The sequence below is a fragment of the Lewinella sp. 4G2 genome (assembly GCF_001625015.1).
Classification (GTDB): Bacteria; Bacteroidota; Bacteroidia; order Chitinophagales; family Saprospiraceae; genus Neolewinella.
In genome coordinates, this window is sequence record NZ_LVWJ02000014.1 from 645,746 (window position 1) to 659,488 (window position 13,743).

Below are 13,743 nucleotides of genomic sequence, written 5' to 3' on the forward strand. Positions count from 1 at the left end.
GCGGGCTTTTTCGTGGTAGCCAATTGGCTAAAGGATTGAATTAGAAGATCTGAATATCCCCTTCTTCGGAGATCATCAACGGCCGCTCGGTATGATTCGCCTCGATGGAATTATCATCGATGTGCACCACCCGCTCGGCAACGCCACGGCTGTTGATGTCTTCCGAGCCATTCTCCAGACGCAGGACACCCCGGGGGCAAACGGCGGAACAAACGCCACAGCCAACACAGCTGGAGCGGACGATGTCCTGCCCCTTCTGGGCGTAAGCCCGTACGTCGATACCCATTTCGCAGTAGGTGGAGCAGTTGCCACAGCTGATGCACTGGCCTCCGTTCGTTGTGATGCGGAAGCGACTCTGGAAGCGCTGCACCAAACCGAGATAAGCGGCCAGGGGGCAGCCGAAACGGCACCATACCCGGTTACCCATGAGGGGGTAAAAACCGGTACCGACCACACCAGCGAAGCCCGCCCCGATCAGAAAACCGTACCATTTCTGGACGGCTCCCGTGTTACCGAACAGGTAAGCGTCGCTCCCCGTACCGAGCGTCCACAGGTTGAGGGCAACGATGGCCACCCCAACCCCAATGGCCAGGGAGATACCGAGCCGGCTGATCTCCATCCGGTTCTTGAGGTAGCTGAATAAGGTGAAGGCGATACCCGCCAGCAGAAGAACGGTGAAGACGATTAGGAAGGTCGAGCGGGTAAACCAGTAATCATTATTTGGCAGGAAGGAGTAGATCGTGGCGGCCGTCATCAGCGTAGCGAAGACGAGGACGCCGTTGATGATGAGGCGCTCGAATTTCCAGGCACGTAGGGACTTATCCGACAGCTGGCGCCAGGGGTCACCCATCGTTTCGGCGAGGCCGCCACAGCCACAGACCCAACTGCAGTACCAGCGTTTCCCGACGAGGTGGACCATCAGGGGCACGCCGACAATCACGAGGAGGATACCCCAGAAGAGCATGAACATCCCCAAACTGCCGGGAGAATTGATGAAGCCGTCGATGGACCAACTGTAGAAGAAGTCGTAATCCAGCGGCCAGATATTCTTGAAGTCGTACCAGGGCTGGTTCAGCGCTACGAGGATCTCGGGGATCATGAACGCAAAGGCCAACTGGAAGAAGAGGACGGAGATCGTCCGGATGATCTGGTACTTATTGTGGCGGTACTTGGAGATCATCCGTACCCCCATCACGACCATGATCGTGCAGTACATCAGGCCGTAGAGGAACCACTGGCTGGCTTCCCCGCCGGTATCCTTGCCGCTGAAGAATTGGTAGATCCCTTCACTGATGGGGCTCACCATGGCTACCCAGGCGATGATGTGGTGGCTCGCCCAGTAGAGCAGGACGTAGAAGCCAATGAAGTAGATGCCAGCAAAGATGCCGAGGTAGCCGCTGAAGCCTTCCGGCCCGGCATCCCGCGCGTCGCGCCCGAAGGAATGTTGGGCGAACAGCACGATGGCGATGATGATCAGACCCACCAGCGCCGTAGCTGCCGGCCAGACGTACTTACCGTCCATGTAGTAAAAGCCGTAGGCCAGTACGCCGAGGGTAGTGGCGGCGAGGAAGAAGCTCCGCCAGCCCAGGTCCAGCCCCTTGGTGAGGGGGTTGTGGTAGATGTGGTCGTGCTTGATCCCTTCGGGAGCGCTGAATTTGGGGATGATGTAGAGTAAGCCTCCCAATGCGGCCATACCAAAGGTCAGCAGGAAGAAGAGCCAGGGGGTATTGGAGACGGGGCCCGTCGCGCCATTTTTAATCCATCCCGTAAGTTGAGATTTGAACTGCCATTCGGGTAACTCCACTTCCCATTTCTGCTTGCCTTCGGGAATACCAACGTCATTTAGGGTAGCATCCACATCGGCGCGGGCCTGGTAGAATACTTGCTTGAGGGCTTTCTCAGCCGAGAAGGTAGAGGAGTAGCTTTCTTCAAAGAGTCCGTAACGCTCACCAGCATTCCGCAGGGCATCCTGGTGCATTTGCCCGATCTCCGGTGCATCATCCTTAGCAAAATTGGCCACCAGGTCGTCGGCGTTGAATGTATAATTATCCAGACCCAACATGAAGGTGAAAACCAACAGGGACAGCGCAAACAGCCCGAGGCCGAGGTACTGAAGACCGGTTTTTTTGGTGGAGGTGGAAGGCATATTCTAGTTTTTTTGTAGAGTAGTTGGGTAGTAGCGTAGTCTGGTAGTCGGGTAGTACGTACTACCCGACTACCAGACTACCAGACTAGTTACTTGGAAGCTCCAGCAGAGACGAACGCCCTTGAATTCTTCTTCCCGAAGCCGAGGAAACGGAGGACATTATTCAGGCCGCGTTTCTTCTCCAGCCGCAGCTGCTTACCGGTTTGCTGGTTGTAGAGGGCGACGACTTCGTGCTCGTACTCTTTGTAGAATTCAGGGTCGAAATTGGCCATGCCGAGGTCCTGCAGGACGGTCTCTACGTGGGCGCCGTCCAGGATCCATTTTTCGCAGACTTCGTGTCGGTAGCGGATGCCCATCAGGTTGAATCCACGGATCTGCCCCGTACTGGCTTCGTAGTTGATGCGGATGGCCTTTTCGCCATCCGGGTGCTCCCAGTAGAGGCTGGCCAGACCGTCGCGGCCGTGGGCGGGCACTTCGCCGTAGACCTGGTACTCGAGGTCGATGAACTTGGCGGAGTTGAACCATACGCCGGGGTCGTAGGCCGTCCGGCGGCCCAGGATGTTGTAGGCGACGGTTTCCCCCATCATGCGCCCGGTGTACCAGATGGCTTCGATGGGCCGACGGCCGGCGCGGGGCTCGCGGAGTTCGGCGCAGTCCCCAATGGCGTAGACATCCGGGGCGGACGTTTGCAGGTAGTTATCCACCTTGATGCCGCGGCCGAGTTCAAGGCCGTCGGCATCCCGCAAAAAGTCAATGTTGGGGTGTACGCCGGCGGTGAGGCCGACGAACTGGGCTTCGATGGTCTCCCCACCCTTAGTGGTGATAGAGCCAGCCGCACCGGTTCCGTCGTCGTGGATGGTATCCAGCTCCGTATCGTGGCGCAGATCGATGTGGTGGCTCTTGATGTGGCGGCTCACCATCTGGCTTTCCTCCGGTGGCAGGGCGTTGGACCAGTAAGAGCTCTCCCGGACCAGCAACTTGACGGGAATCTGCCGGCTGTGCAGCATCTCCGCGAGCTCGATGCCGATGAGGCCGCCACCGACTACGACGGCCTGCTTAATGGCATCCGTGTGGTCTTCGAGGTATTCCAGGTCCTGGGCGGAGACCATCCCGCCGACGCGCTCGAGGTCCTGCCCCGGCCAGCCGAATTTGTTCCAGGTGGAGCCGGTGGCGAGGATGAGTTTATCGTAGGCCATCGTGGTGCCGCCGCCGAATTGCAGTTGCTTTTTGTCCGTCAGGACACGCTCCACGTAGGCCCGCTTCAGGTCGATGCGGTTCTTTTCCCAGAAGAAGGGTTCGTAGGGCATGAGGTCCTCCATTCGCTGGTGGCCCATGTAGACGTACATCAGGGCGGTGCGGGAGAAGAAGTAGTCGGTTTCGGCGGAGATCAGGGTGATGCGGACGTCGTCGTCCAGCTTACGGAGCCAGCGGGCGGCCGTGACGCCGGCAATTCCATTTCCAATGATCGCTACGTGCATGCGGATAAAGCTTAAGGTCGTTCGGATATACTGCCTCCAAACTACGGAAGCACCGGTTAAATTCAGGAATATGGGCAAATCTTGTTAGGCCCGGCCCGTTCATTCACCCGGAAGTCTGGTAAAAGTGTAGGATTGCCGACCCCCGGCGGTTGCATAAATCGCCCGTTCGGTGATCAATTTGTCCTCAGTTTGCTTTCGCTTCACTCGCGTGGTGTATCGCCGAGCCCTTACCTTTGCGCCTAAGCTAACAACCACCGCCGCCGCGCGGTATAAATACTGGGATAATGGGAAGAGATACCGCCGTTTTCAACCTCATCAACGAAGAGCTCGAGCGCCAGCGCAACGGCATTGAGTTGATCGCCTCCGAAAACTTCACCTCCGCCGCCGTCATCGAAGCGATGGGCAGTTGCCTGACCAATAAGTACGCCGAAGGCTACCCCGGTAAGCGCTACTACGGTGGTTGCGAAGTGGTAGACCAGGTAGAACAACTCGCCATCGACCGCCTCTGCGAACTATTCGGTGCGGAATACGCCAACGTGCAGCCCCACTCTGGCGCTCAGGCCAACGCGGCCGTCTTTCTCGCCTGCCTCAAGCCCGGTGATAAGACCCTCGGTTTTAGCCTTGCGCACGGCGGCCACCTGAGCCACGGACACCCGGCCAACTTTTCCGGAAAGCACTTCGAGGCTCACTTCTACGGCGTCGAGGAAGCCACCGGTTTGGTGGATATGGATAAGGTCGCCGAAAAGGCCCGCGAAGTCCAACCAAAAATGATCATCTGTGGTGCCTCGGCCTACTCCCGCGACTGGGATTACGCCCGCTTCCGCGAGATCGCCGACGAGGTCGGTGCCATCCTCCTCGCCGACATCGCTCACCCCGCCGGCCTCATCGCCGCCGGTTTACTGAACGATCCCCTACCCCACTGCCACATCGTGACGTCCACTACCCACAAGACTCTCCGTGGCCCCCGCGGTGGCATCATCATGATGGGTAAGGATTTTGATAATCCCTTCGGCAAGAAGTTCAAGAGTGGCAAACTCTACAAAATGAGCCGTTTGCTCAACGGCGCCGTCTTCCCCGGCATGCAGGGTGGCCCGTTGGAGCACGTTATTGCGGCTAAAGCGGTTGCCTTCGGCGAAAGCCTGACGGACGAGTGGAAGGCCTACGGCAAGCAGGTCATCGCCAACGCCCAGGCGATGGCGCAAGCGCTCGTCGATAAAGGGTACCACATCATCTCCGGTGGCACCGACAACCACTCCATGCTCATCGATCTCTCCAACAAGGACGTGACCGGTACCCAGGCGGAGGACGCGCTCAACGCCGCCCACATCACCCTCAACAAGAACATGGTGCCCTTCGACAAGAAGACAGCCATGAACCCCTCCGGCATCCGGATCGGTACGGCGGCGGTAACCACCCGTGGCTTTACGGAAGCCGACTGCGTGAAGACGGTGGAGTGGATCGACCGAATCATCAACGACGTGGAAAATGAGGAAGTGATCGCTGCAGTGCGTGAGGAAGTGCACGCGTTTATGCAGAATTTCCCGCTGTACGAAAAGGCGGCGGTTATGGCGTAATGGCCTATTCTTCTCCAATAAAAATCCCCGCGCGACAATCGTCACGCGGGGATTTTTCGTAGGTGCTATTTAAAGACTACACCCAAGTCGATTTCCAGATCCGGGAAAACAGTACTCGTTAGCGTATCCAGTATATTGAGGGGACGCAGGCCGATAAACTTTCCGGCCTCGTTCAGGACGAAAACGTGGAGGGTATCTTCTCCCGGGTAGACGACCCAGTATTCCAGCACGCCGGCTTCTTCGTATAGTTCGTACTTCTCCCGTACTTCGCGCTTTGGATTGCCGGGGGAGAGTATTTCCACGACAAGGTCGGGGGCGCCGTTACAACCTTGCTGATCGAGCTTGCTCTCATCACATACCACGCATAGATCGGGTTGGACGACAGTGTCGGGCTTACCTTTTTTATTCGTGATTGGTAAGCGAACATCGAACGGGGCACTAAAAAGCGTGCACCCCGAATTTTTCAAGTACTGGTACAGCTCACCTTGTAATACCGAGGATATTTCTTGATGTCTTCGATTTGGAGCGGGGAGAAGCTCCATGGGGATTCCGCGATACAACTCTACCCGCTCGGGAAACGTCCACGACATATAATCCTGGTAGGTATAGTAGCCGTTAGGATCGAGGTCACTAAAACTAGTAATCTTGGCACTCGTTGTAGCTTGCATCAGCGGGTAATTTGGTTAGTCAATATACAAACGTTTCCGCCCTAACTCAAAGTTTGCCACCTTGCTTTACCTCCATGTTCCCTTTTGCAAGCAGGCCTGCTCTTACTGCAATTTCCACTTCAGTACGAGTATGAAGACACGACCGGGAGTGCTGGAGGGAATGCACAAGGAATTAAAACTTCGACGCCACGAGCTATCAGAGGACCAAGTCCCTTCGATCTACTTCGGCGGCGGTACGCCGAGCCTACTCACTGATGAAGAACTATCGGCCTTTTTCCAGGTATTTGAAGATGCAAGCTATTTAGCTGCACTGCTGCCTCCGGCGGTGGGCGCTCACGCAGGTGCCATGGAATTGGATAAGAGCGGAGCGGGACCGGTAGAGATCACCCTCGAAGCCAATCCTGACGACCTCGACGAAAGGACCATCCAAACCCTCGCCGCCTCCCCCGTCAACCGGCTGAGTATCGGTATCCAATCTTTCTTTGAGGCCGACCTTCAATTCATGAACCGGGCCCACAACGCCGCCGAAGCCCGCACCGCCGTGGAAAAAGTAAACCGGGCGGGCTTCCACGACGTGAGTATCGACCTCATCTACGGCGGCCAGACCACCACCGACGAGATGTGGGCCGAAAACCTCCGCATCGCCACCGACCTCGGTGTGACCCACATCTCCGCCTACGCCCTAACGGTAGAACCCCGGACCGCCCTCGGCGTCCAGGTAGAAAAAGGGAAGGTCGCCGGCACGGATGACGCCAAGTTCGAACGCCACTTCGATATGCTCGTCGATCACCTCACCGGCCACGGCTACCGCCACTACGAAGTAAGCAACTTCTGCCTTCCGGGCCACGCCTCCAAACACAACTCCGGCTACTGGTCCGGCCAGCCCTACCTGGGGATCGGCCCCGGCGCCCACGGCTTTGATGGGGACCGCGTCCGCCGCTGGAACGTCAGTAACAACGCCGCCTACGCTAAAGCCCTGGCGGAAATCTCTACACCGGAAGACCTAGCCGCCGCCGAGGGTTTCCTCTACGAAACGGAAACCCTGACCGACCGGGACCGGTACAACGAGTACATCATGACCGCCCTGCGGCGTGACGAAGGCGTCCAACTCACCGAACTACAACGCTTGTTCGGGGCAAAGGCCGTCCCCTACTTCGCCAAAAGCCAGGAGGGCAACGTTGCGGCGGGCCTGTTTCAGGACGTCAGCCAGGGCCACTACCGCCTCTCCCGGGCCGGCATCATGCGGGCTGACGGTATTGCGGCGGATGGGTTCCAATAGTTAACACCTCCCAAACGGCCGTTCACTTCCTCGGCGGGGGAACTAACTTTCCAGCGTCGACGCTCCCTCAAGTCCGGAAGTAACCCATTGCGTATGCCCACCTGTTTGACCCGCCCCCTGCTCTTTCTCTGCTGTTTACTGGCATTAGGGCTCACCATTTCCTGCAAAGAAGAACCACCTCAAAGACAAATCATCACCTATAACGGGCCGGCAGCGCCGATCCTGGCTAAAAAGTCCCCCGGCCCGCAGGGCATTGTTCGGGACATCTTGGAAACCAGCACGGGCGGGGTTTATCTCCTCAGCTTCAACGGCCTCTTTCTGCGGGACGGCGACGACTATAAAGCCGTAGCAACCAGCAGTAGACCTAACTCAAGTGACTTTACCGCGCTGAATGAAATTCCAGCCCTAAAGCAAAGCGGACAGGACTCGACCCAGCAAACTGCCACCCGCTTTTTCGCTGGTTTGGAAGATCAGAACGGTACCCTCTGGTTCGGCTCCATCGGAGAAGGACTCTTTCGCTTTGAGAACGACACCTGGACCAGATTCACCACCAATGACGGGCTCGCCGGCAATGAAGTAACCGCCCTCTACGAAGCTTCGGATGGCACCATTTGGGTAGGCACGCTCAGCGGACTGAGCCGGTACGATGGTATCACCTTCATCAACTTCACCTCGCCCGAGTACAAAGGGCTGCGGGAGATCAATGCCATCAGCGAAGACCAAAGTGGTGATCTATGGTTGGGCACGGTCGACGGCGTTTTCGTGTACGATGGCAAAACATTCAGCCCATTTCTAATGGAACCCGACGCCTATCCGGATCAAAACGAAAGGCAAGCCTACACCAACGTTCGGAGCATCCTCCACGACCGGGAGGGGCGGGCCTGGATCGCAGGCCGCAACGGGCTCTGGCGTTGCAGCGGTGAAGACTGCACATCAATCCTAAAACCATTCACCGGGTATCTGCATCAAGACGAGGCGGGCAACCTCTACGTCGGCCACGAACGGGAGGCGGATTCCGGTTGGGCCATCTCCCGTTTTGCCAGAGAGGATTTGGATCTTCCCAACCCAGCAGCAGAGATCGTAGCCACGGACCTCATCATGATTTTCGGTATCCAATCATTCCCGGATGAGGTGTTGTACGGGACGGTCCGGGGCATCAAAAGCTTCCCTCTGGCAGAGGAGGACTAGGCGAATGGAATCAGGGTAAGGACTAGGATTGATTTAGCTAGTAGCTGTGGGCGCTTAATATCGTTTATTGTTGTCCAGATTTTTGCGGATCAACTTATCCTGCGTCCGTTTGGGGAGGCGGCGGACGAGTTTGGCCATCCACCCTTTTTTCATGACCAATTGGTCGGGGCGCGGCCGGTCTTTTTCCAGGGCGGTACGGATGGCCGTGGCGATCACTTCCGGCTCCAGCCCGCCGGCGTTGGCCTTCTGGGTGTAGTCCTCCAAACGGCCGAGCATTTCTTCGTAGCGGTTACCGACGTAGGCTTCCGTTTGGACGGCGCCTTTCCCCCAAATAGGTGTCTTCACCGGGCCCGGGGCGATGGAGATCACGTCGATTCCGTAGGGCATGAGTTCGCGGCGCATCCCGTCCGTAATGGCCTCCACGGCAAATTTACTGGCGGAATAAATGCTGGTGAACGGGGAGGAGAGGTAGCCCGACACGCTCGATACGTTGATGATCTTCACGTTCTCCCTCCCGGCTTCCCGGGCGGCGTGCAATAAGGGCAAGGCTTCCTGGCAGACGGCCAGTAGTCCGAAAACATTCACGTCGAATTGCTTCCGGTACTGGGCTTCGTCCAGCGTTTCGAGTGGCCCGGTCACGGCAATCCCGGCATTATTGACCACGGCGTGCAATTCCCCCTTAGCCTGGATCCTGGCAATACCGGCGCGGATGGCGGCCCGGTCCGTCACGTCGAATACCAAACCGGTGAAGGCGGAGTGCTTTTCCAGCTCCCCAAAGTCCCCGGCCTTGCGGGCGGAGCCGTAAACGGTATGCCCGGCTTCCAATAGGGCTTCCGCGGTGCTACGTCCGATTCCAGTGGATACGCCGGTGATGAGTATGGTCATTTGCTTACGTTTTGTTTTTGCCTCTCTTCCCCCGCCTTTCCCTTTTCATCGCACCTGCGGCAGCGCCGGAGAAACTGTCTAAAATCTAAAATCCAACCTCTAAAGTCTGGTTGCTACCCCGCCGCCAAGCGCATCATCTCCGCGCAAAGAATCGCGCCGTAAGTACCCAGCGCGTACCCCAGCACCGCCATGATGGCCCCCACGGGCGCCAGGGCCGGCGAGAAAACACTGGCCACGACGGGAGCAGACGCGGCCCCACCCACGTTGGCCTGGCTGCCCACCGCGACGTAGAAAAAGGGCGCCCGGATGAGCTTGGCCACCAGTAGCAGAATGACGACGTGCACGATCATCCAGATCGCGCCAATGGCGAAGAGGCCGAGGTTGGAAAAGATGTCGCCAATGTTCATTTGCATACCGATCGTAGCGACCAGGATGTAGATCGCAACGGAAGCCCAACGGCTGGCCCCGACGCCCTCCAAACGGCGGGCGGGCGTGAAACTGAGGGCAAAACCGATGGTAGTGGCGATGACGATGAGCCAGAAAAAACCACTCTTCAGGGTCGTCAAACGGAGATCCTCCAACACTTGAGCATACTGGCCGAAGAAGGGGGCTAAGACATCCGAACCCCAGTGCGCCAGGGCAACGCCACCGAAGGCCACACCCAACATTTGGAAGGTGGAGGTGGCCGTTGGTTCCCGCTTCACCGTGGCGGCGTAGGATTCTACCTTACTGGTGAGTTCGGTGATGGCGGAACTGTCCGCCTTCAGCCATCGGTCCACTTTTGCTGCCCGGCCGGCGCCGAAAAGCAAGAAGCCCATCCAGATATTGGCGACAAGAACGTCGACGATGATCATCTGCCCGAAGATGCCGGTCGGCACCTCGTAGATCTCCTTCATCGCCGCCTGGTTGGCGCCGCCGCCAATCCAAGATCCGGCAATAGTTGAGAGCCCCCGCCAAAGTTGTTCCGGGTCCAGACCGATCAGATCGGGGAAGAGGTAGGTGATGATTAGCAGCGCAATCGGCCCGCCGATAACAATACTAAAAGTCGCCGCCAAAAACATCACGATGGCCCGCCAGCCGAGGTTGAGGATACCCTTGATGTCGATATTGATACACAGCAAAATCAGCGACGCCGGCAGCAGGTAGCGGCTGGCCATGAAGTAGAGGTTGCTGTGGCCTTTGTATTTGCTGAATTCGTCAACGTCCAAGCCTTGGCTTTCAATGTATTGGTTGATCTCACCGTAGCTCATCCCGTCCAGACTCGTCAAGCCAATTTGCCCCGCCAGCTCCGGCGCGTACCAATCGTAAGCTATCAAACCGAGCGGCCAGTGCAGCAGGGCAGGCACGAAATAGCACAGCAGCAGCGCCGGCACGTAGGTGTAAAATTTCTTCCAGAACGGGGTCTCGCTACTGGCCGAAGTGAAGATCAGCGCGAGGACGATCAGCAGCAGCCCGAAGACAATGGCATCATTGGTAAAAAAGGGTTCCATGCGGTCCGGAAGAAATAGTCAGTGAGTAAAAGCGCGTACAGTGCGCCCGGCCAAAATACAGAGGCGCTGCCGCGGGTGCAAGGTAATGGGGAGAAACAGGACCGCAAGTAAGCCGTTAGACCTGGCTATCTAACAATGGACGGACCACTAAAACCAAGGATAAAACAAACAAAAAAGTACGGAACAAACATTTTGTTAGCTCATTTCTCTGGTGTATCTTCGCAGGCCCCGAGTAGGGATAATCAGCAGCAGATAAATGACGGAAGAAACGCCCCACACCAACGAGGAAAATCAGGGCGGGCAGGCCCCGGAAGATAACATCATCACCCTCACTGGAATGTACGAGGATTACTTCCTCGATTACGCCTCCTACGTGATCCTGGAACGGGCCGTTCCCACCATCGAAGATGGCCTCAAGCCGGTACAACGCCGGATCCTCCACGCCCTTAACGAAATGCACGACGGCCGCTATCACAAGGTGGCCAACGTGATCGGCCAGACGATGCAGTACCACCCCCACGGGGACGCTGCCATTGGCGACGCACTCGTCAATATGGGCCAAAAGGACCTCCTCATCGACCCCCAGGGCAACTGGGGTAATACGCTGACGGGCGACCGCGCCGCCGCCAGCCGCTACATCGAGGCCCGCCTGACGAAGTTTGCGACCGAAGTCGTCTTCAACCCCCAAACCACGGAGTGGCAAACCAGCTACGACGGGCGGAAGAAGGAACCCATCAACCTGCCGGTCAAATTCCCCCTCTTGCTCGCTCAGGGTACGGAAGGGATCGCCGTCGGTCTGAGTACGCGGATCCTGCCCCACAACTTCCAGGAGCTCTGTAAGGAATCCATCAAGATCCTGCAGGGGAAGAAACCCCGGCTCTACCCGGACTTCCCCACCGGAGGCACCATCGACGTCAGCGATTATAACTGGGGCAAGCGGGGCGGCAAAGTGAAGATTCGCGCCACGATCGAGAAGATCGATAACAAGTTCGTCGCCGTCCGCGAACTCCCGTACGGGATGACGACCACTTCGCTGATTGAGTCCATCATCAAGGCCAACGATAAGGGGAAGATCAAGATCAAAAAGGTGCAGGACAATACTGCTGCCGAGGTGGAGATCCTCATCGAGTTGTCTCCCGGCATCAGCCCGGACGTCACCATCGACGCCCTGTACGCTTTCACCAATTGCGAGTTGTCCGTCAGCCCCAACGCCTGTATCATCATGAATGGGGATAAGCCCTACTTCGTGTCGGTACTGGACATCCTGCAGCACATCACGCTGCAGACCAAGGCGCTGCTGAAGATGGAGCTGGACATCAAGCAGAAGGAACTGGAGGAAAAATTGCACTTCGCCAGCCTCGAAAAGGTCTTCATCCGCGAACGGATCTACCGCGATATCGAAGAAGCAGGTGACTTCACCGAAGTGCTCGACCTCATCCGGGCCGGCCTTGAAAAGTATTTCCTCGAGCCCAGCTCCAAGAAGAAGCGCGGTGACAAACGCATCCCCCTGCTGCGTGACATCACGGAGGACGACATCGTCCGCCTCACCGAGATTCGCATCAAGCGTATCTCCAAGTACAATTCCTTCAAAGCGGACGAACGCATCGCCGCGCTGGAAGAAGAGTTAAAGCAGGTAAAATTTGACCTGGAGCATCTCACCGAATACACCATCGCCTGGTACGAAGATTTGCTGAAGAAGTACGGCAAGGGCCGCGACCGCAAGACCAAGTTAGACGTATTCGAAAAGGTCAAGGTAGCCGCCGTAGCTGCCAACAACGCCAAGCTCTACGTGGACCGGAAGGAAGGCTTCGTCGGGATGGGCCTCAAAAAAGAAGAGTTCGTCACGGAGTGTTCCGATATCGACGACGTGATCATCATCCGCAAGGATGGCGTGCTGACCGTCACGAAGATCTCCGATAAAACATTTGTGGGTAAGAACATCATCCACGTAGCCGTCTGGAAACGGGGAGATGAACGGACCACCTACAATATGCTTTACCTCGACGGTAAGACCGGCCGGACGATGGGCAAACGCTTCAACGTACGTTCCATCACCCGCGATCGGGAGTACCACCTCACGAAGGGAGCCAAAGGGTCCAAACTCCTTTACTTCAGCGCTAACCCCAATGGGGAGGCCGAACTAGTGAACGTACTCCTCAGCCCCGCTTCCAAAGCGCGGGTAAAGGACTTCGACTTTGATTTCGCCGAACTGGCCATCAAGGGCCGGAGCTCCGGTGGCAACATCGTTACCCGCTACCCCGTCCGCAAAGTGACGCTGAAGGAAGCCGGAAAATCCACCCTTGGCGCCATCAAGATCTGGATGGATGAAGTAAGTGGCCGCCTCAATACGGAAGAGCGGGGGCAGTTCATCGGTGGCTTTGACACCGGAGACCTCATCCTCGTCATCAATAAGGACGGCAGCTACGAACGCGAAGAACTGGACATGAACCGCAAGTACGACCCGAAAGGCGTCTGGTTCATTGGCAAGTACGACGAGGATATGGTCGTCTCCGCCGTCTATTATGAAGGGGAACGTGGCTACACCCTGGTAAAGCGTTTTCAGATCGAGACCAGCTCGCCGGGCCAATCCTTCCAGTTCATTTCCGACAGTCGCACCTCGAAACTCTACTACGCAACGGTACACCCGAACCCCGAGGTGGAGGTTTCTTACCGGGTTAAGCGGGCAACGGAATCCAAGGTCGTCCAACTGGCTGACTTCATCGACGTCAAGGGCTGGAAGTCACTTGGCAATCGCCTCCACGAGGGTAAACTTACTTCGGTAAAGGAACTCAACGAACCCTTCGTACCCACGGTAAAGGAGCCGGCGGCGAAGGCCAAGCGCGGCAGCACTAAACCAGCGGGTGGCGACGACGAGAAATTGCGGCCGGGGCAGACGATTGAGTTGTTTTAGAGGGTTGGTTACTGCAGTACTCGGAGCCGGGGAAACGGGAGCCGGCAGCCGGTAGTCTGACGTTTACGTCAGGCGGGTGCAAGGTTTTAGCTAAGGCAAGGGTTTTGGTCAACAGATAAAAGCT

General features: G+C 57.2%; 9 protein-coding genes. 4 read left to right on the forward strand and 5 right to left on the reverse strand.

All coding sequences use genetic code 11. The features are described from left to right. Positions 1-40: 40 nt before the first annotated feature. Positions 41-2,146: a 4Fe-4S dicluster domain-containing protein gene (locus A3850_RS20295; RefSeq protein ID WP_068214490.1), complete on the reverse strand. Its 2,106-nt coding sequence runs from the start codon at positions 2,144-2,146 to the stop codon at positions 41-43. Positions 2,147-2,235: 89 nt separating this feature from the next. After that, complete coding sequence (locus A3850_RS04125; protein WP_068214492.1) at positions 2,236-3,624, reverse strand: NAD(P)/FAD-dependent oxidoreductase; 1,389 nt, start codon at positions 3,622-3,624, stop codon at positions 2,236-2,238. A 284-nt stretch (positions 3,625-3,908) separates the two neighbouring features. Here A3850_RS04125 and glyA point away from each other — a divergent pair, with 284 nt between their 5' ends. Next, positions 3,909-5,198, forward strand: coding sequence for a serine hydroxymethyltransferase (gene glyA, locus A3850_RS04130; protein WP_068214494.1), 1,290 nt, complete (start codon positions 3,909-3,911; stop codon positions 5,196-5,198). Between the two features lie 65 nt (positions 5,199-5,263). On the opposite strand, the gene A3850_RS04135 is transcribed toward glyA, so the two are convergent. After that, positions 5,264-5,866, reverse strand: coding sequence for a Uma2 family endonuclease (locus A3850_RS04135; protein ID WP_068214496.1), 603 nt, complete (start codon positions 5,864-5,866; stop codon positions 5,264-5,266). Between the two features lie 61 nt (positions 5,867-5,927). On the opposite strand from A3850_RS04135, the gene hemW reads away from it, so the two are divergent. Beyond that, positions 5,928-7,145 carry a radical SAM family heme chaperone HemW gene (gene hemW, locus A3850_RS04140; RefSeq protein ID WP_068214498.1) on the forward strand — a complete coding sequence of 406 codons (1,218 nt, stop codon included), beginning with the start codon at positions 5,928-5,930 and terminating at the stop codon, positions 7,143-7,145. Between the two features lie 93 nt (positions 7,146-7,238). Next, positions 7,239-8,333 (forward strand): two-component regulator propeller domain-containing protein, encoded by a 1,095-nt coding sequence (locus tag A3850_RS04145; protein WP_068214500.1) that lies wholly within the window; start codon positions 7,239-7,241, stop codon positions 8,331-8,333. A 54-nt stretch (positions 8,334-8,387) separates the two neighbouring features. On the opposite strand, the gene A3850_RS04150 is transcribed toward A3850_RS04145, so the two are convergent. Together A3850_RS04150 and A3850_RS04155 are read right to left on the reverse strand one after the other, a co-directional pair. Then, complete coding sequence (locus A3850_RS04150) at positions 8,388-9,218, reverse strand: SDR family oxidoreductase (RefSeq protein WP_068214502.1); 831 nt, start codon at positions 9,216-9,218, stop codon at positions 8,388-8,390. 113 nt (positions 9,219-9,331) lie between these two features. After that, positions 9,332-10,708: a DUF819 domain-containing protein gene (locus A3850_RS04155; RefSeq protein WP_068214504.1), complete on the reverse strand. Its 1,377-nt coding sequence runs from the start codon at positions 10,706-10,708 to the stop codon at positions 9,332-9,334. Between the two features lie 256 nt (positions 10,709-10,964). On the opposite strand from A3850_RS04155, the gene A3850_RS04160 reads away from it, so the two are divergent. Then, a complete protein-coding gene (locus tag A3850_RS04160) occupies positions 10,965-13,619 on the forward strand; it encodes a DNA gyrase/topoisomerase IV subunit A (RefSeq protein WP_068214508.1) in 2,655 nt (884 codons plus the stop codon). Positions 13,620-13,743: the final 124 nt, after the last annotated feature.

What these genes read in the sequence shown, in the direction of transcription:
- A3850_RS04150 (WP_068214502.1), bottom strand. Translation starts at nt 9,218, where the DNA reads ATGACCATACTCATCACCGGCGTATCCACTGGAATCGGACGTAGCACC.
- A3850_RS04145 (WP_068214500.1), top strand. Translation starts at nt 7,239, where the DNA reads ATGCCCACCTGTTTGACCCGCCCCCTGCTCTTTCTCTGCTGTTTACTG.
- A3850_RS04160 (WP_068214508.1), top strand. Translation starts at nt 10,965, where the DNA reads ATGACGGAAGAAACGCCCCACACCAACGAGGAAAATCAGGGCGGGCAG.
- A3850_RS04155 (WP_068214504.1), bottom strand. Translation starts at nt 10,708, where the DNA reads ATGGAACCCTTTTTTACCAATGATGCCATTGTCTTCGGGCTGCTGCTG.
- glyA (WP_068214494.1), top strand. Translation starts at nt 3,909, where the DNA reads ATGGGAAGAGATACCGCCGTTTTCAACCTCATCAACGAAGAGCTCGAG.
- A3850_RS04135 (WP_068214496.1), bottom strand. Translation starts at nt 5,866, where the DNA reads ATGCAAGCTACAACGAGTGCCAAGATTACTAGTTTTAGTGACCTCGAT.
- A3850_RS04125 (WP_068214492.1), bottom strand. Translation starts at nt 3,624, where the DNA reads ATGCACGTAGCGATCATTGGAAATGGAATTGCCGGCGTCACGGCCGCC.
- A3850_RS20295 (WP_068214490.1), bottom strand. Translation starts at nt 2,146, where the DNA reads ATGCCTTCCACCTCCACCAAAAAAACCGGTCTTCAGTACCTCGGCCTC.